The 19,174-nt window shown below is 35.6% G+C and carries 20 protein-coding genes and 1 tRNA gene; 19 read left to right on the plus strand and 2 right to left on the minus strand.

Translation table 11 applies throughout. The features are described from left to right. Positions 1 to 2 precede the first annotated feature (2 nt). The 15 genes from J2Z60_RS00875 to J2Z60_RS00945 are packed head-to-tail and all read left to right on the plus strand — an operon-like array spanning position 3 to position 11,362. Complete coding sequence (locus J2Z60_RS00875) at positions 3 to 371, plus strand: DUF5361 domain-containing protein (RefSeq protein WP_209685437.1); 369 nt, start codon at positions 3 to 5, stop codon at positions 369 to 371. Next, positions 372 to 3,023, plus strand: a complete 2,652-nt coding sequence (locus tag J2Z60_RS00880; protein ID WP_209685440.1) for a phage tail protein — start codon at positions 372 to 374, stop codon at positions 3,021 to 3,023. Further along, a complete protein-coding gene (locus J2Z60_RS00885) occupies positions 3,023 to 3,781 on the plus strand; it encodes a hypothetical protein (protein WP_209685442.1) in 759 nt (252 codons plus the stop codon). The genes J2Z60_RS00880 and J2Z60_RS00885 overlap by 1 nt, the downstream gene beginning before the upstream one ends. Next, positions 3,778 to 6,066, plus strand: a complete 2,289-nt coding sequence (locus tag J2Z60_RS00890; protein WP_209685444.1) for a phage tail spike protein — start codon at positions 3,778 to 3,780, stop codon at positions 6,064 to 6,066. Before J2Z60_RS00885 ends, J2Z60_RS00890 begins: the two co-directional genes overlap by 4 nt. A gap of 2 nt (positions 6,067 to 6,068) precedes the next feature. Then, positions 6,069 to 6,236: a hypothetical protein gene (locus J2Z60_RS00895; protein WP_209685446.1), complete on the plus strand. Its 168-nt coding sequence runs from the start codon at positions 6,069 to 6,071 to the stop codon at positions 6,234 to 6,236. A gap of 15 nt (positions 6,237 to 6,251) precedes the next feature. Beyond that, positions 6,252 to 7,484, plus strand: coding sequence for a BppU family phage baseplate upper protein (locus tag J2Z60_RS00900; RefSeq protein WP_209685449.1), 1,233 nt, complete (start codon positions 6,252 to 6,254; stop codon positions 7,482 to 7,484). A gap of 18 nt (positions 7,485 to 7,502) precedes the next feature. Beyond that, entirely contained in the window at positions 7,503 to 7,859 is a 357-nt protein-coding gene (locus J2Z60_RS00905) for a hypothetical protein (protein ID WP_209685451.1), read from the plus strand. After that, a complete protein-coding gene (locus J2Z60_RS00910) occupies positions 7,860 to 8,444 on the plus strand; it encodes a phage head spike fiber domain-containing protein (RefSeq protein WP_209685454.1) in 585 nt (194 codons plus the stop codon). 9 nt (positions 8,445 to 8,453) lie between these two features. Next, positions 8,454 to 8,831, plus strand: a complete 378-nt coding sequence (locus J2Z60_RS00915; RefSeq protein WP_209685456.1) for a hypothetical protein — start codon at positions 8,454 to 8,456, stop codon at positions 8,829 to 8,831. Beyond that, positions 8,813 to 9,310, plus strand: coding sequence for a hypothetical protein (locus J2Z60_RS00920; RefSeq protein WP_209685459.1), 498 nt, complete (start codon positions 8,813 to 8,815; stop codon positions 9,308 to 9,310). Before J2Z60_RS00915 ends, J2Z60_RS00920 begins: the two co-directional genes overlap by 19 nt. After that, the gene (locus J2Z60_RS00925) at positions 9,303 to 9,488 is read left to right on the plus strand and encodes an XkdX family protein (protein ID WP_209685461.1); all 186 of its coding nucleotides are present in this window, start codon (positions 9,303 to 9,305) and stop codon (positions 9,486 to 9,488) included. Before J2Z60_RS00920 ends, J2Z60_RS00925 begins: the two co-directional genes overlap by 8 nt. After that, entirely contained in the window at positions 9,463 to 9,918 is a 456-nt protein-coding gene (locus J2Z60_RS00930; RefSeq protein WP_209685463.1) for a hypothetical protein, read from the plus strand. Before J2Z60_RS00925 ends, J2Z60_RS00930 begins: the two co-directional genes overlap by 26 nt. 38 nt (positions 9,919 to 9,956) lie before the next feature. After that, the gene (locus J2Z60_RS00935; RefSeq protein ID WP_209685466.1) at positions 9,957 to 10,148 is read left to right on the plus strand and encodes a hypothetical protein; all 192 of its coding nucleotides are present in this window, start codon (positions 9,957 to 9,959) and stop codon (positions 10,146 to 10,148) included. After that, positions 10,141 to 10,503, plus strand: a complete 363-nt coding sequence (locus J2Z60_RS00940) for a phage holin (protein ID WP_209685468.1) — start codon at positions 10,141 to 10,143, stop codon at positions 10,501 to 10,503. Before J2Z60_RS00935 ends, J2Z60_RS00940 begins: the two co-directional genes overlap by 8 nt. Then, on the plus strand, positions 10,493 to 11,362 hold the full coding sequence (locus J2Z60_RS00945; RefSeq protein ID WP_209685470.1) for a GH25 family lysozyme: 870 nt from the start codon (positions 10,493 to 10,495) through the stop codon (positions 11,360 to 11,362). Before J2Z60_RS00940 ends, J2Z60_RS00945 begins: the two co-directional genes overlap by 11 nt. 292 nt (positions 11,363 to 11,654) lie before the next feature. On the opposite strand, the gene J2Z60_RS00950 is transcribed toward J2Z60_RS00945, so the two are convergent. Beyond that, positions 11,655 to 11,742, minus strand: a tRNA-Ser gene (locus J2Z60_RS00950). 173 nt (positions 11,743 to 11,915) lie between these two features. Further along, entirely contained in the window at positions 11,916 to 14,183 is a 2,268-nt protein-coding gene (locus J2Z60_RS00955) for an HAD-IC family P-type ATPase (RefSeq protein WP_209685472.1), read from the minus strand. A gap of 120 nt (positions 14,184 to 14,303) precedes the next feature. On the opposite strand from J2Z60_RS00955, the gene J2Z60_RS00960 reads away from it, so the two are divergent. The 4 genes from J2Z60_RS00960 (at position 14,304) to J2Z60_RS00975 (ending at position 19,129) form a co-directional block, all read left to right on the plus strand. Continuing rightward, complete coding sequence (locus J2Z60_RS00960) at positions 14,304 to 15,173, plus strand: LysR family transcriptional regulator (protein ID WP_209685474.1); 870 nt, start codon at positions 14,304 to 14,306, stop codon at positions 15,171 to 15,173. 115 nt (positions 15,174 to 15,288) lie between these two features. Beyond that, positions 15,289 to 15,870, plus strand: a complete 582-nt coding sequence (locus J2Z60_RS00965; RefSeq protein WP_342590237.1) for a phosphatase PAP2 family protein — start codon at positions 15,289 to 15,291, stop codon at positions 15,868 to 15,870. Between the two features lie 186 nt (positions 15,871 to 16,056). Continuing rightward, complete coding sequence (gene eno, locus J2Z60_RS00970; protein ID WP_209685477.1) at positions 16,057 to 17,343, plus strand: phosphopyruvate hydratase; 1,287 nt, start codon at positions 16,057 to 16,059, stop codon at positions 17,341 to 17,343. A 163-nt stretch (positions 17,344 to 17,506) separates the two neighbouring features. Then, positions 17,507 to 19,129, plus strand: coding sequence for an ABC-F family ATP-binding cassette domain-containing protein (locus J2Z60_RS00975; RefSeq protein ID WP_209685479.1), 1,623 nt, complete (start codon positions 17,507 to 17,509; stop codon positions 19,127 to 19,129). Positions 19,130 to 19,174: the final 45 nt, after the last annotated feature.

Here is a 19,174-nt window from a genome sequence, read left to right on the forward strand (position 1 = left end):
CAATGTTAAATCTTGATAGGGATGCATTAGAATGTGATTTTGCTGAAACCTATCACTTATATAACATTGAAGAATTAGGATTAAGAAAATTATCAATTTATGCTTATGGTTTACCAGAAAATAGCCGAATAAAGCAGAAAATTAGTGGCGAAAAAGTTTCAACTGATACTTATCTATTAGCCATGGCTGTTGATTCTCTCCAATTGTTAGTTTGGTCAAAAACTAAAGATGCGCAACATGGAATTAATCGGCCTAAGTCAATTGCCAAGGCATTTATTTCTACTAAAAATGACAATCGAACTTATAAGAGTGGGCAAGAATTCGAACAAGCTCGTGCAGCAATTTTAAGAGAAATAGAAGGCGGTGAGTAGATGGCTGATATAGGTAAGGCGTATGTTCAAATTGTTCCTAGTGCTAAAGGGATTAAAGGTCAAGTTGAAGCAATTTTAGGCAAAGAAATTCCAGCAGCTGGTAATTCTGGCGGTGAAAGTTTAGGTAGTTCAATTATTGGCAAAATGAAAGCCGTGATAGGTGCCGCAGCAATAGGTAAATTTATTGGGTCTGCAGTTACCCAAGGCGGTAAACTCCAGCAGTCACTAGGTGGGGTTGAAACTTTATTTAAAAATTCCGCTGGTATTGTTAAAGCTAACGCAACTAACGCTTTCAAAACGGCAGGTATGAGTGCTAATGATTACATGGAAAATGTAACTAGTTTTAGTGCCAGTTTGATAAGTTCTTTAGGTGGTAATACTAAAGATGCTGCTAACCTAGCAAACGTAGCCATGGTTGATATGTCAGATAATGCCAACAAAATGGGTACGAATCTTGATACTATTAACCAGACTTATCAATCCTTAGCCCGCGGTAATTATGCGATGTTAGATAACCTTAAACTGGGTTATGGTGGTACAAAATCCGAAATGGAGCGCTTAATGGCTGATGCTGAAAAGCTGACTGGTGAACACTACACTGTCGGTGATTTTGCTGATACAGTCAAAGCAATCCATGCAGTGCAAAAATCCTTAGGTATAACGGGTACAACCGCCAAAGAAGCTAGTCAAACCTTGGAAGGATCTTTCAATATGTTGAAAGGTTCATGGCAGAATTTTTTAGGTGCCTTAACAGGTGAAAGTCCTATTCCAGTAAAACAGGCTTTAGATGATTTGATTTCATCGGCAGGTACATTTTTAAGTAACTTGTCTCCAATGATCTTGCAAACACTGCAGGGTATTGGGGATGCTATTATGCAAGCGATCGGTAAGTTGCCTGCTCAGTTTCAACCGATAGCAGCAGGAGCGGCTGGATTCATCGGGGCTTTTATGGCATTTAAGAGTGTGATCTCCATAGTAAATATGGTTAAAAATTCTATGGTTGCACTTAACACTGTAATGATGGCTAATCCGTATATTCTTCTTGCTGCAGCAATAGCAGGTGTAGTAGCAGGTTTGATTTACTTCTTTACACAGACTAAAACTGGTAGGCAGTTGTGGCAACAATTTACTGATTTTCTTGGTAATGCTTGGAATAATTTGGTTAATATTGCTACCAATATTTGGAATTCAATAACTCAAGCTTTTCAGGGGCCAATTCAAATAATTCAAACAGCTTGGCAAGGAATATCAACCTTCTTTAGTAATTTATGGAACACTATTGTCACGGTTGCCTCTAATGTATGGAATAGCTTTATTACTGGTATGCAACCAATTATTATGGCTATTCAAAATTTATGGAATGCATTAGGACCATTTTTTAGTACTCTTTGGAATACGATAGTTACAGTTGCAACTACTATATGGAATACCTTGGTTATGATTATGCAGCCGATAATCACGACTATTTCGACAATTTGGCAGACACTAAGCCCAATATTCCAAGCGGTTATGACAACTATTCAAACAATCTGGCAAACGGCTTGGACTATAATTTCTACTGTTGTTCAAACTATCTGGACGGTAATTTCAACTATAGTTTCAACTGCAATTAATGTTGTTGCTGGCATAATTAGAGCTGTTACAGCAATTATGAAAGGCGATTGGTCTGCAGCTTGGAATGCAATCAAAGGTGTTGCCCAAACTATTTGGAATGGTATTAAAACTGTTGCTCAAACCATTTTTAATGCCATTAAATCAGTTATTACTACGGTTTGGAATGGCATTAAGTCTGTAACTTCTTCAATTTGGAACGGCATTAAGGGTGTTGTTTCTAATTTATGGAATGGACTTAAGTCCTTAGCGAGTTCCATTTTCAATAGTATTAAGTCGGTTATTACTAATATTTGGAACAGTATCAAATCTGTTACTTCAAGTATTTGGAATGGAATAAAGTCAACTGTTTCAGGTATCTGGAATGGAATAAAATCATTGGCTAAGTCAGTATTTGATGGTATTAAATCAACTATTTCTAACATCTGGAATACTGTAAAGTCTACAACTGTTAATACTTGGAATAATATTAGATCATCAGCCTCCAATATATGGAATGCAATAAAAACGGCTATTACTCGGCCAATTGAAACTGCTAAATCAACTGTAAGTAATATCATTGACCGTATCAAGGGTATTTTGAAAAGCGTTGGCAATGTAAACTTATTCTCAGCTGGTAAAGCTATAATTGATGGTTTTGTTAAAGGCTTGCAATCGGCTTGGGAAGCAGGTAAGAAGTTCGTTGGTGGAATTGGTAATTGGATTAAGCAACATAAAGGTCCTATTCAATATGACCGAAAGCTTTTAATTCCAGCAGGTCATGCAATTATGCAAGGATTTGGTCAAGGATTACAAGATCAATTTAAAGAAGTTCAATCCTTGATAGGCAGCGTAACCGGTCAAATTTCAACTAATGTTAATGCCAATATTTCTAGATATAATCCTGATTCAAGTAACTTCAAGAATGGTGATTCTACTTCAATAGAAGCTCCAACAACAATTAATGTTTATGCATCAAAAGACCAAGACGAAGAAGAAATAGCCAATAGGGTAATGGATAAGATGAGCAGAATTTACAGGCGTAAGAAGGCGGTGATTTAGTGCAAAAGTTAAAAATTGATGGTATAGATTTAGGTACTATTGGGATGTATATTTCACAAACTCAAGTTTTCAACGCACCCAAGAATCGGTTTGAAACTATTAGTATTCCGGGTCGCAATGGTGATTTAGTAACAGGCGAAGAAGCGTGGGATAACATTAAAGTTAGCTATAACTGTTATGTTCCTAAAAATGCTAAGCAAGTAATTGAGTACTTGAAGCAATTACTTTTCAATACCTCTGGTTATGTTCGCATAGAGGATACAATAAATGGAGATAAATTTAGATTAGGATTTTATGATTCTGGTTTGGATGATATTTCTATGTCTTTAAATGCAATTCAAGCAAGTTTCACTTTGACTTTTAATTGTAAGCCACAGCACTTTTTAAGAATCGGCGAAACTTGGTATGATTTTTTAAATAAGACTTCTAGCGGTGCGGTTAACCAAGTAAGAAACTTGCCTATTTTTTCTAGCCCTACTACGTTCCCATCATCGCCAATCATAAAAGTTTTAACTAATAACCAGTGGGGCTATTTTAAAATCGATGATGAAAAAATCGAAGTTGCTAATCTGCATAATAAAGTTTTAGTAATTGATACAGAAACTTTAAATTGTTTTGATGAGAATGGAAACTTGCAAAATGATTGTGTAAAGTTTTCATTTAATAAATCATTAAAAGTTAATTTCAATACTGCTAAGACACAATGCACTGATAATATAAGTAGAATTAGGGTTCAACCGAGGTGGTTCACACTATGAGCATTCCGACTTTATTTGGAGAAAATGCTACTGACTTTAATTCGAATGGCATTGGTAGATTATATGAAACTACTGAATCTCAGGTAAAAGAAAAAATCAATGGTGAATATGAATTAGAAATGAAGTATCCAATAACGGGTACTTTTTTTAATGATTTAAAAATTAATCGAATAATTGTTGCTACCATAGATGGTGAAAGTAATGTTCAACCCTTTAGCATTTATGAAATTTCAGAACCTATAAATGGTCAAGTTACAATTTACGCTGAACATATTAGCTACCGTCTAAAATTCATGATAGTAGCACCATTTCAAGCAATTGGAACACCTAAGCAATGCTGGGAAAAGTTAAAAGAAAATGCTTTGACCCCAATCCCGTTTAATTTCGAGTCAGATATACCTTCTACAAATTTGATAGTAGTTGACAAACCTACAAGTGTTAAAGAAATTTTACAAGGTACTGAGGGATCTTTTTTAGATCAATTTGGTGGTGAATATGAGTGGGATGGGTGGACTATCCGACTACATAAACATCGCGGCCAAGATAATGGATATTCTATTAGATATGGTAGTAATTTAACCGATTTGACTCGTCAAACTAATAATCAGGAAGCTTATTCCGGAATTGTTCCATATATCACACAAAAACAAGATAATGGAATAACTGTAGCTAAAATGCTACCAGAGAAAAAGTTGATGGGTAAATATGCAGCTAGTTATCCCTATGCTAAGCTGAAAGCTGTTGATTTAACAAGCAAGTTTAAAACTGATAACAATACACCAATCACTGAAGATCAGATTAGGTCTGAAGCTAAAAAATATATTTCTAACAATCAAATTGGGAAAAATAAAATATCTTTAGATATAAAGTTTGTTAATTTAGCTGATACGATTGAATACAAAAACTTAAAGCAAAGAAATATAAAAATTGGTGATTCAGTTCATATTACTGAGGAAAACTTAAACTTAAATCTTGTGGAAGAAGTAACAGAAATAAATTGGGACTCTTTACGTGATAAGTATAAGGAACTTCACTTGGGTGATCCTAAGCAAACTTTGATTACTCAAATTAGAACTGAAGAATTAGATAAGAATCAGCAAATCTCTAATATTAAAGTTGAACAGCAAAAAGACTATGATACTTATCTTGCTCAGATTCAGAGCATAGAAAAACAAGGAAAAGTTTTACAGCAAAATATAGATAAAGAGCGCGAAGAACGAATTGCTGCCCTTGAAAAAGAGGGATTAACGCGTGAACAAGCACTTGCTGAACTTCAAAAAGAAGAAGAGGCAAAGAGAAAAGCTGCAATTGATAAGTTGAGATCTGATTTAAGTCAAGACTATAAATCTCAAATTGGTCTGACTTCTGAAGATTTGAAGAAGCATTTTAATGAGCAGTTAAACAAAATCAATCAAGATTTTACTCAAGAAATGCGAACCAAAGTTGGTGAAGAGCATTTTAATAAAATTGTTAATGGAATTAAAGAAGACTTTGAAAAGGCACAAGGTGAAGTAGATCAAAAGTGGTCTAATCAAGTCAAAATTATTAATAGTGATATTAATAAGATTAATCAGGTTATGAGTTCTGATACTACGGGAACAATCAAATTGATTCGTTCTCCTAATAATCCGACTGAAATAAACCAACTCATTATCCAGAATAACAATGGCTCCAGCTTTCAAATGAATGGTAATGGTCTGGTTTACCGTGATAGATGGGGTAATATCACCACGGCTTTTACTGCTGATGGCCATGTTGCCGGGTCGGTTATCGATGGTGCCGTTGTCAATTCGTTGGTTCTTAATTCTGCAGCCATTTCAGCCGGAACAATTGAAGGTTCATCTATTTCAGGAACAGCTATCACAGGTGGTTCTCTCACTGCAACTAATATCTATGGCTCGAATATTTCAGGTGGGACAATCGTCGGTGGTCAAATTTATGGACCACTTGAGTTCTATACTGGCGACGGCGGTACTATGGCAATTCACATCGGTGCAGATAGCTATGGTGGTCTATATCCGCAAAATGGTGGTGAAGCGATTTTTGTGACTTCACAAAACTATACTTCAATGGTTTCTTCTGGTCAGGTTGCTGTTACTGGAGATAATGGGACTACCTCTATTCACCCTAGTTATATCGACATTAATAATAATACTGCTCTCCATACTGGTAATTGGGATTATTATTTAAGAGATACTATAAAGCAATGGGTACAGGATTGGGTCGCTGACTATGTAACCGAAACTGGCAATAAGGGCCACAGATTAATTATTTGGAAAGGATAGCCATGAAAGAAGAATCACAGTACGACATTTTTGCAGACCACTCTATGAGAATATTAAGAATGGTATTGAAAGAAAATGCTGCATTAACAGAAAGTGTCGTTAAGTTGTCTAATGAAAATACTGATTTAAAAGACCAATTAAAGAAAATGCAAGATAAAGCTAAGAAATAGAGAGGGGGGTTCTAAATGGTAGAAAATCCAAATAATCCGGTTCTTATCTTAGATGTGCAAAAAATGCAGACCTGGGTTGCTCCACCTAAGCTAATGTATCAGGGCGATAAAGGATATATTCAGCCGTTTCGCTTAACCAAAGCCTGGGTTGATTATACCGTGTCAGCCGATAATTTGTGTTTCTCAGCAACAAAGCCAGATGGTCAAATTATCCAAGTGACACATGAACCAGATAGATTTGAGAAAAAAGATGATATTTGGTATTTCAAACTTCCAAACGAATTAACGCAAGCTGTTGGCACGGTTAATTGCTTTTTCTATGTTCAAGATGAGAGAAATAATATTAACGCTTCAACTACTAAATTTTCATATGCAGTCGAAGCTAAGTTTTCTGATGCAGAACGATCATTGCCATATATATCTACCCTAGAAGAAATTGAGAAAAAATTTCAAGACTATCTTGAGCATGCTCGTGTTGATGTAAACAATATGGATTCGTTAACTGAAGACTATAAGCGGATGCTAAATACTCGCTTAGAGAACCTGTCTAAGCAAGTATCGGACTGGATCAATGGTAAGAAAGCTGAAATTGATACTAATATCGGCCAGCGTCAGACTAAATTGGATAAACTTTATTCTGATTATCAGACTCAGTACAATAATTTAGCCACTAAGTGGAATGACGAAATCACAAAAGCAGCAACGGAATTTCAAGCTTCACAGGAACAGCGGGCAAGTGAATTTTCTAAGGCACAAACTGATAGACTGACATCTTGGGAAATCGTGCTTAAAGCTTGGGGCTCTGATTATCACAAAGCCCGAGATAACTGGCTAGCTCAAGCAAATACCGATAAAGCTGCTAAACTTGCTGAGATAGATGCTGACTGGGCTAAAAAGCTGAAAGATTTGCAATTCAGTATAGACGCGTTTAAGGACGGTATAGTAACAGATTTTCAGAATATAAGAGATGGTATTCAACGAATATTGGGTACTGATCTTCCAGAGGCTAACAAGAAGCTAGATCAACTTAAACAATCTCTAAGTTCTGTTGACTTTACTAAACTTGCTACTAAAGATGAAGTAGCTAATCTGAATAAAAATGTAACTAGTGCTAACAATCAGATTCAAGATCTACAAACACAACTTCAAAGTTTTAATGACAAGATCAAGCTTGAGGGCTTTAGCTCAGATGCGGAAGCTAAACAGTGGTCAATTAATAATCATGGGATAACTTACTATCCTGATTAGTCTAGAAAGGAATAATTTATGAGTTTATTTGTTAACGGTGAGGAAGTACCAACCACTGAAAATTTAACATCTAAAGCATTTTCAGGGGTTAAAAATCTTAACAAAGATTCTGATTTAAATAATCTTTCGCCTGGAATTTGGTATTGTAGTGGGTTAGTAATTAAAAACTCACCATATACTACTAAAAATTGGTATTTAGTAGTCGTCTTTTCGAATTACTACCAATTGATTTTAAGTACTCGGAGTGATATTCAATTCAGATGTAAAACCGGTTATCCAATGGCTTGGGTACCGTGGAACCACATCGGGGGGGTAATTAAGTCCCTCTATATCAAGGCTTTAAGCCACTTTGCTTTAAGAAAGGCGGTGGCTTAAATGTCGATATACATTAATGGGATCAATATATTGAACAATTTACCTAATCCCAATCTATTAGTGGGCACTAAGGATTATAGTGGCGAATGGTTACAAGCTTCAAAAATATGGAGTCACGAATTTGATGGCACTTACCATGGCTTTAAAGTTCTAAAACAAATGCAGTCGTGGGGTGGATTAGGCTCGTATATCTATGTTGAAGCAGGCAAAGCGTATACATTTTCGGCTTACATAAAATCAACTGCAAGTTCTTGGGTGAGTTTTTACTATTCTATGAATGGTAATAATGAAAATGGATATACTCCATCTGCAACAACGACGCCTAATGGAAGTCTTAGAATAATGGCTACTGATTGGAAAAGGATTAGTCAAACTTTCACTGTTAAAACATCTGGATATATCCATCCTAGAGTTGAAAAATCTGTAGAAGATGGAGTTTTGTATATTGCTGGTATGAAGCTTGAAGAGGGATCGAGGGATACTGATTGGTGTCCAAATGTTAATGATTTTGCCAGTGCTTCAGAACTTGAAAGTTTAAAGAAGACTGTTGAAGAGCTAAAATCCCGCATTGGGGGGGGTAACTAGCCCTACCGTATGCGCTGCTTATCTTCCAGAAATGGAGGTGGCAGTATAATTAGTATTTTTGTAAATGGAGAAAAGATAGTAACAGAGGCTGCTTTAGCAGCTTTTTTAAATGCTTCAAATGCCCTAACCGTATCAAAAGGTAATCCAAATGATGACCTATTTAATGTGAAAAAAAGTGGAATAGTTGTATACCATGGCACTTACCATAGTGTTAAGAATAAGCCAATCGATGCAGAAAACACGATTGTTTTACATTTGAGGGCAGATATAAATAATCAAGGCCCTATTTGGGGTGTATGCTTGGTATTTTATCCAAGTGCTAATATCTGCTATGCAGCATCACAGTATGGCACTGATAAATGGAGCTCATGGAAAAAGATTTTTTAATTTGTTTTCTCGATGAGAGCAATTTTTTTAGAAAGGAAGTTATTATGTCAAAAGATGTTAAAGTATATATTTCAGGTGTTTTTGGCGGTCGTACAGTCGACTGCGAAGTAGCTAATTTATCTACGGGACTAGCTGGTACAGAAACCAACTGGCCTTTTGTTTTTGAAGCACCAGATCCAAGTTTTAGTCATCCAAAGTACGACTGGAGCAAAGGCGAGTGGGTTGATCAGTCAGAAGCTAGCCAGGCTCAGAAGCTTACTAGCCTTCAGGATGCGATCGATGGTCTAAAAAAACAGGCTGGCGCAATTGTTGAAAAACAAAAAACAATTGAGGGACAAAATGCAACCACCGCTGAAATGGTCAATGCTATTCCGCGGCAATTTGGTGTTTTATCTCAACAAATCACCACTGTAATGTCCCAACTAAATCAGTTAACTAGCTACGTTTCAGACTCAAAGGAGGCAGCAACAAATGAGTAAATTTAAGTATGTAAGACTATCTATGGCACCAGTATATAAGCTGAATTATCAGTTAGGCTGGATGACTAAGGATGACTTGCGTGATCTGGTCAAGGATAGTCCCGTTTCTGTCTTTTTACCTTCTGAATACGAAGAGATTACGGGTGAGTCATATGAGATTACTGCAGAAGCTAAGTAACCATCCTCTGCACTTATTGCTGGGCTATATAGCTATCTGCTTGGGATTAATCTTAATCTTTAATGATAATTATTATTTTTGGCCACCGTATGCAGCTCACTTTTTTAATTCTGATTTTGTTGGAGCTTGGGGCTTGTTTTCGGGTGTAGGGGTTACCTATGTAGCTGCACAATCTAGCTTTCCAATCCAAGCTAATCAAGTTTGGCTTATATCTCTATGTGGGTTCTTTGGCTTTGAAACAGGGCTAGAATTATCTCATGCAATTGCACTTGCCGACTCACATATGCTAGTAACATCATTGTTGTTTTCGGGATTTCTCTTTTTGACCTTTATCGCAATTAGAAAAGATACACATATAAAGGTTAAGCTAGAACAGCGTGATGAAAAGATGAAAGAAGGTCGATCAAAATTGAAAAAGATTGGATTTTAATCCTTACATCTAGTGTTTTTACAAGTCTAGTATCAATTTTGATTGGTGCATATCAAGAGCGCGTTAAGTATAAGGATAAGCGCAGAGATAAGCTCTTAAAGCGTGATACTAGTGACTTTTACAGTCGGTGGATTAGTGCAGAAGATGAAATAGATAGGCTAAAAGATGAAAATCGAAGATTGAAAGATCAAATAGCACGATTAAAGATAGAAAGGAATAAAAATGAATAACATTTTAATTGATTTAGCGGCTGTTATAGTCGCTATTTCTGTTTCATACGGAGTTTTTTGGTATAAAAAACATCAAACAGAAATAGATGCAAAACGTGAGAAAGGTGATGCATTGGCTTATACAATGGACATCTTGGGTAAGCTAGCAACTAATTTTGTCTATGATTTAAAGGACAGTGGCGAAACTGGCAAGGCTAAAAAGCAAGCTGTCACTACTAAAGTTAAATCAGCCCTTGGGGATGCTCACTTGCCAATACCTAGTGATGCGGCAATTAGTGGGGCAATTGAAAAGGCTGTGCTTGCTATGAAACTATCAGAAGATAAGACGAAAGAGAGTGAAAAGAATGACAAGTAGAAAGATTGTCATCGACATGGCAAGCTATCAAGCTGGGCTAACTATAGCCGACTATAAAATGATTAGTGCAGATTACGGAATCGTTAAAATTAGTGAAGGTACTAATTATGTCAATACTGCTGCACGTCAGATAATTAATTGTTCTGCTGCAGGTGGCATTAAGGGCTTCGCTTTTTATCATTTTTCACGTTTTACCACTGTAGCAGGTGCTAAAGCTGAAGCTGAATACTTCATCAAACAAGCTAAGGCTATTGCTAATATTCAGCCTGGGACTTTATTAATTGACGATGCCGAGATTCAAGGGATGACTACTGACAGTCATATCGCCTTCTTAAAGACATTACGTGAAGCTGGGTATCACACAGGCTTTTACACTTATAAGTACATGCTTCCGCAGTTTAACATGAAAGAAATTATGAAGTATGCAGATTTCTTCTGGTTAGCTGCATATCCTTTAGGCAATGGTGTAAAAGCAGATAAGAATCCTAACTTCGCTTACTTCCCATCTGCTGATAAGGTTGACTTGTGGCAGTATACGGATAACTTGTTAGGCTTTAATGTCGATGGATCTATTAGCTTGACTGATAATGCGATTAAGTTGTTTAATCCAAGTAAAGTTAAGAGTACTTGGGTTAAAGAGTCGGGTACTTTTATCTTAGGTGAGTCACTGAAAATTCATGAGAGCCCACACATTGACTCACCAGCAATTGCTAAATTGCCAAAAGGTAGTGTCATTAAGTATGATGCAACCTTACAAGGGCCGTTAAGATTATGGTTAAGACAACCACGCTCAGGCGGTAAATATGGCTATATCGTGGGTAAAGACAAGTATGGTAAAGCACTAGGTAAGTTTAAGTAAAAAAATAACCCCTCTGGAGATTTATTTCTCTGGAGGGGTTATTTTTATGCGTAAAAATTATTTATTAAAAAATAGCTTACAGTAGAGCTGAAGCTATTTGACCTATATGATGATGTTTAGCTAATAACATTATCATATAGGGCTTTTTTATAGACTCAAGTTATTCAAAAATGCAAAAAAGCTATTCCGGAAGATTTTTCCTCTGGAGTGGCTTTTTTGATGCTTGGTGCACAAATGGTGCACACATAGCTTTTTAAATACTGATATATCAAGCATTATAAACAAGTATATAAGGAGAGTACAGGATTTGAACCTGCGCGCCGGTATAAGCCGGTTCGCCGGATTTCGAGTCCGGTGCATTACCACTCTGCCAACTCTCCACATCGTTAATAATTATATCATACTTTATACCGAATAAGACAACTAATAATACATCTGTAGAGAAAAATTTAAGTAATCAGATATTTTTTTGAATTAAGTATCTTGAGATGTATAAAAAATACCTCTATAGCTTCCTTTTGATACTATAGAGGTATTTATCGTATAAATATAATTATCTGTTCTTCATAATTGGTTGGTAAATTAAATCAATAATTATAGCGGCAATAACTGCAACAATAATGGTTAATCCTAAGTTTATCAAACTTATCTTGGCCATTGCTAGACCGCAAATGGCTAAAATAAATGTTAATAGAACATCAATAATTTGCACACTTCCGACTAACTTGGATGGATGAGATTGCCAGAAGAACTTTCTAGTACGAGTAATTAGGACAATTAACATTGCGCTCAGTACTAAGTAAACATAAACCATAGTTGAAACAGTTCCTTGGGCGTAATTGTGAGAAACTAAGTACCAAACAAAAGCGAAACCAATTATGGTCCAGCCTGCAGCCAGTGAAAATGCGATTTTTGCAAGTTTGGCCATGTTCCAACTTTCTGGCTTATAAGTAATGTGGGTTCTATCTGTACCAATCATCATTGTAACCATATTATTCATGATAGTATAGATAACCATAGCATTAAGTGCCATAGGGATATAATTGAAACATAGGTATCCAAACGTCAATAACATTGTTAATTCAGCTGTACGAGAAAGCTTAGTTAATGACCAAGTAGTCATTCTTTGATAAACGCGGTGACCAGCGTCTAGAATTTTAACAATTGGACTTAATCCATCTTCTAAAAGAACCATCTTACCACTACGTTTAGCAACGTCAGCTGCATTTGCGACGGCAATACCAACTTCCGCTTGCTTAAGTGCAGGGGCATCATTAACACCGTCACCAGTCATACCAACAATATAGCCAGCTTTTTGGAATGTTTTAACCATTCTTAATTTATCTTCTGGTAAAACGTCAGCAATACCCGCTAATTCATTAATATCAGTTTCATCATCAAATTCATGGATAGAGATAACTTTGCCTTTTAAATCAACTTGTTTAGCTACAGCAGCAGCTGTTTTTTGATTATCACCGGTTAGCATAACAGGTTTAATGCCACGTTTTCTAAGTTCAGCTAAGGCAGACTTAGAATCAGAGCGTACCTTATCTTGTAAAATGAAAACCCCAGCCAGCTTGTTATTAATTAATGCAGCAACTGACCTACCAGCTTCAAAATCTACATCGTCTAGGTTTTTTTCGGCATTCTTATCAATTAAAGATAATTGCTTGAATGAGCCTAATTTAATATTGTAATTGTCAACGTCAGCTGTTGAGTAACCTGTATCAGATGTAAATGGAATAAAATTATCTGGAGTTGAAGCTGAGATATTATTCTCTTTTAAGTAATCGTCAATTGCTGTATCAATGATACTAGGACTTCTTTTATCTGTAGCTGATCCGATTAATGCTAAAACGTTGCTATTAGATAAATCGCTAAGGTTCTTCCATGTAGAGACAGCTGTCTTGTTTTCTGTGATAGTACCTGTCTTATCAAGTAATAGTAAGTTTAGGTTAGCTGCGTCTTGAATACCGGTTAAATCAGAAGTTAAAATTCCCTCCTTACTCAATCTAGTTGCTTCAAATGAATTAGAAAGGGCAAAGGTGGATGGCATAGCTACTGGAATTGATGCAATAAACATCATTGCTAGAAATGGTAGCATTTGAATTACGTCTTGACCGCGGATTAGTGCAGCAATAACTAAGATTAAAGTTAGGATGCCATCTAGTAAACATAGGTAGTAAATAATCTTTGTTAAAAGTTGTTGCAAGTGACCAGGTGCGGCTGATTGGTTAATTAAGTTAATCGTCTTACCTGAACGAGAGTTGCTACCGGTGGCAATAACATAGGCAAGTGCATCACCACTCATAACAGTTGTACCAGCATAAGCTATTTGATCGTTTGTTTTAGAAATGGCTTTTGATTCACCAGTGATTGAGCTTTCATCAACACTAATTTTTCCTTGGGCAATTTTAATATCGGCAGCTAAGACATCCCCACGCTTAAGGCTTATTAAATCTCCAACAGCTAAAAATTTAGAATCGAGTTTTAGCCACTTATTATCTCTCATAACTGCAACAGTTGGCGTCAATTTGTGAGAAATAGTATTGAGTACACGACGAGATTTTTTCTTTTGTGTAGCACCATTAAAAGCTGCAAATAGTAACATTAATAGTACAAAAATTGATTGTATCCACTTACCTAAGAAGCACTCAAGAAGCAGGGCGGCTTCTAGAATCCAGGCAGAAAGATTCCAGAGTTTAGACATAAATTCTTTGAAAAAGTTGAATTTAGGTTCTGGAACTTCATTAAGACCATCTTTTTGTAATCTTTTTTCGGCTTGAGCTTGTGTCAAACCTTGTAAGCTTTTTTCTTCCATAATAAGATCCTCCCGTACTGATTCCTTACTTAGCTAAGTTTAGCGCAGATATTGATATTTAGAAAATATTATTTTAAAATATCTGATATATAAAAAATTAATATTTACTAAGGTGAAAATATGAATATTAAGCAATTGAAGTATTTTTTAGTTGTGGCACAGGAGAGGCAAATTACAGCGGCAGCTCATCGCTTATATATTGCACAACCGCCATTATCTTATCAACTTAAGCAACTCGAAAAAGAACTGAATTCTACTTTATTTAATAGAACTGCATATGGGATAGAATTAACAGACGCTGGTAAGAAGTTTCAAAAATATGCTGAAGAAATTGTTAATTTAAGCCAAAAGGCAAAAGATGAGTTAGGTAAAGAAGAAGCAGGTGAAGTAGGAACAATTAGATTGGGTCTTATTTCTTCCAGTGGTGATATAGTACCAACTAATCAGTTTCCTAAGTTAACCCAATTTTACCCTGACCTAAATTTTGAAATTTATGAGAATAACACATTCGGCGTAATTGAAGACATGAAGAAAGACTTTATTGATATGGGAATAGTTCGCACACCCTTTAACATGAAAGGATTAGAGAATATTGAATTAAATACTGATCCAATGGTAGCCGTTTTCAATCCGAATTTTTATAACTTAGGTCAAGGTACTTTACAAATTAAAGACTTAAAAAATCTGCCTTTGATTCTATATCGTCGCTTTGAGGCTATCTTTAATGAAAGTTTTAGTCATCAGGGAGTTACGCCATTTTATGCTGTTAAGTGTGATGATGCAAGAACTGCAATTTTATGGTCAGATAAAGGTATGGGTGTAGCGTTAGTTCCTAAGTCGATTGCATGTGCATATTCTAAACAAGATTTTAGCATTATTGATCATTCAAGTTGGATAACCCATTTAGAACTTATTTGGAGCAAAGAAAAAGCTGTTACGCCAATTATGAAGAAAGTAATTGATAGCTTTCATAGTCAATCAAAAAAATAATTTAATTTATGTAAAGCTAATAATATTTATTTACAATTTGCTAAAGTTTATCCCATTTTATAAAAATCCTGATAAACTATTATTTGGAATTAATATTGGGTGTTGAGGTAATATTGTGGATTTTAGGTGCTTTGTAGATACGATAATAGCTGCAATAGTTTTAGCGGTATTAATTTTTAATATTAGAAATTCGCGCTTATTTAATTTTTATGATCATTGGTTACATCATAAATTGATAAGAAAAAATGAGTCATGTTTATGGAAAATAATAACTTTTTTAAATGAGCCAAAGTTAATTGTAGTTTGGGACTTAGTATTGGCTTTCCTTTTGTTTACTACTAAACATTATTATTTGGCAATTTGGGTAATCGCTACCTTAGCTTTTTCAGATGCAGTAGGGATTATTTTGAAGAAATCCATAAAACGGCGACGGCCAATTAATCCTAATCAAAAAAGAGAAGGGTATAGCTTTCCTAGCGGTCATGTATTAAGTATCACAGTTATGAGCTTAATTATTTGGAAGATTTTTGGCAGACAGCTAGGATTAGGGCTGTTTATATTTTTGCTTGCTGCTTGGCTATTGGTAGTAGTATCTCGCTTAAATATGAGGGCACATTATCCGTCAGATATTTTAGGGGCGACAACGCTTGGAATATTATGTTTTACAATCGCTCAACAATTTTTAAGTCTAGTCTAAGCACTAGACTTTTTATTTTTACTAGAAAAATTTTGATTAAAAGTTTACATACTCACAAAGTTGCATTAAAATAAGTCTGTAGTCAAAAAGGGCAGGTTGCCCAAAGGTGATAAGAGAGACTATCTAGTTAAGTAATTAATTAGTACGTATTTTTTGTCACAATTTCTAAGGAGGATTTTTTTACTAATGCTCAAATCAGTTATTGAAAACGTACATGCACTTGAAATCTTTGACTCACGTGGTAACCCAACTGTTGAAGTTTTCGTTACTCTTTCAAATGGTGTTGTAGGTAAGGCTGAAGTTCCTTCAGGTGCTTCAACTGGTGAAAACGAAGCTGTTGAATTACGTGATGGTGGCGAACGCCTTGGTGGTAAAGGTGTCATGAAGGCTGTTAACAATGTTAACACTGAAATTAATGATGCTTTAAAGGGCTTAGATCCACATGACCAAGCAAACATTGACGCAACTATGATTGCTTTGGATGGTACTCCAAACAAGGGTCGTCTTGGTGCTAACGCTATCTTGGGTGTATCTATGGCTACTGCTGCTGCAGCTGCTAAAGACAACCACCAACCATTATACAGATACCTTGGTGGTACTGATCTTGAAATGCCACAAACTTTCCACAATGTTATTAACGGTGGTGAACACGCTGACAACGGTATTGACATTCAAGAATTCATGATTACTCCAGTTGCTAAGACTTCATTCCGTGACGGTTTTGAAAAGATCGTTAACGTATACCACACTTTGAAGAAAGTTCTTGAAGACATGGGTTACGAAACTGGCTTAGGTGATGAAGGTGGTTTCGCTCCTAACATGAAGAACTCAGAAGAAGCTTTAAAGGCTTTACATGAATCAATTATTAAAGCTGGTTACAAGCCAGGTGAAGATATTGCTATTGCATGTGACTGTGCTGCTTCTTACTTCTACAACAAAGAAGATGGCAAGTACCATTTGGAAGGTAAAGTTCTTACTGATGAAGAATTAGCAGACTACTACGACAAGTTACTTGACGAATTCCCAGAATTAATTTCTATGGAAGACCCATACGACGAAAACGACGTAGAAGGTATGGTTAAGTTCACTGAAAGCCACAAAGACCGTATTCAAATCGTTCTTGATGACTTCATTTGTACTAACCCTAAGCTTTTGAACAAGGCTATTCACGAAGGTGCAGGTAACGCTTCATTAATTAAGTTGAACCAAATTGGTACTGTAACTGAAACTCTTGAAACTATTCGTCTTTCACGTAAGAATGGTTATAACACTATGATTTCTCACCGTTCTGGTGAAACTGGTGATACTTTCATCGCTGACTTCGCAGTTGCTGTTAACGGTGGTCAATTGAAGACCGGTGCACCAGCTCGTTCAGAACGTGTTGAAAAGTACAATCGCTTACTTGAAATTGAAGAAGAACTTGGTAAGGGTGAACGCTTAGCATTCTTCCCAGACAACGTTGACTTAGACTAATTTTGTTAGTATTAAATTAGTAAAAAAGAATCGACTTAGGTCGGTTCTTTTTTCTTTCAAAATGCAAACATCTATTCCTTTTTAATGTTACATCATGATATAATTACACTCATAGTAATTTTAGTAAGAAGAATATGACATAAATTGAAAGGACATCAAAAATTTGATTACAGTATCTGACTTAAGCTTAAATTTATCAGGCCGTACTTTATATGAAGATGTAAACTTAAAGTTTACTCCAGGTAATTGCTATGGAATTATTGGAGCAAATGGGGCTGGTAAATCAACTTTCCTCAAATTACTGGAAGGAAAAATTGAACCTACAACTGGAAATATTGCCATTGATCCTAATGAAAGAATGTCTAGTCTTAATCAGGACCACTTTGCCTTTGAAGACTTCACTGTAATTGATACAGTTATTCAAGGTCATAAAGAACTTTACCAAGTAATGAAGGAAAAAGATGCTTTATATGCAAAGCCTGATTTTGGTGATGAAGATGGCGTTAAAGCCGCAGAATTGGAAACTAAATTTGCGGAACTTGATGGTTGGAATGCTGAAGCTGATGCTTCAAGACTACTTCAATCTTTAGATATTCCTGAAAGTGTTCACCAGAGTATGATGAGTGAATTATCTGAAGCGGATAAGGTTAAGGTTTTACTTGCACAAGCTCTGTTTGGCGAGCCTGATATCCTTTTAATGGACGAGCCTACCAATGGTTTAGACGTTCATACAATTAATTGGCTAGAGAATTTCTTGGCTGATTATCCTAATATTGTTATCGTTGTTTCTCACGATCGTCATTTTTTGAATCAAGTATGTACACAGATGTGTGATGTCGATTATGGCAAAATTCAGCTTTATGTCGGAAACTATGATTTTTGGTATAAATCTAGTAAACTAGCTGCAGAATTAGCAGCTAATCAAAATGCTAAAAAAGAAGAAAAAATTAAAGAGTTACAAGAGTTTATTGCTCGCTTTTCTGCTAATGCATCTAAATCAAAACAAGCAACATCTCGTAAGAAACAGTTGGAGAAGATTACTTTGGATGATATTCGTCCATCTTTACGTAAATATCCATATGTAAAATTTGAACCTCATCGCGATTTAGGCAATGATTTACTTAGAATAGAAGATGTTTCTTATTCTGTTGATGGCGAAAAGATATTGGATAATGTCTCCTTTATTATCCGACCAGGTGATAAAGTAGCATTTTTATCTAAGAATACCTTGGCTACTACTGCATTAATGAATATTATTGCAGGCAAGCTTAAGCCAGATACGGGAACTGTAACTTGGGGTCAGACTACTTCATTTAATTACATGGCACGTGACTTGAATGCTAACTTTAATAATGATGAACTGACCATCTTAGATTGGTTAAGGCAATATGCATCTAAGGAGCAGGATGACAATACTTTCTTACGTGGATTCTTAGGAAGAATGCTATTTAGTGGTGATGAAATTGAAAAGCAAATCAAGGTTCTTTCTGGTGGAGAAAAGGTACGTTGTCAATTATCGAGAATGATGTTGCAACCAGCTAATGTCTTAGTAATGGATGATCCAACTAATCATTTAGATTTAGAATCAATTACTTCATTAAATGATGCATTAGAAGATTATCCTGGTTCAATCTTATTTACTTCCCATGACCACGAATTTATCCAAACTATCGCTAATCATATTATTGAAGTTGGGCCTAAAGGGATCGTTAGTCGAGCAGACACTGATTATGATGAATTTTTAAATAGAAATAGTATTCAAGAACAAGTTGCAAAAATATACTAATTTTAAATTAAAGTAAATAAATCCTTGACTATTTATGCTTAACAT

This window comes from Lactobacillus colini (assembly GCF_017874575.1).
Lineage (GTDB): Bacteria > Bacillota > Bacilli > Lactobacillales > Lactobacillaceae > Lactobacillus > Lactobacillus colini.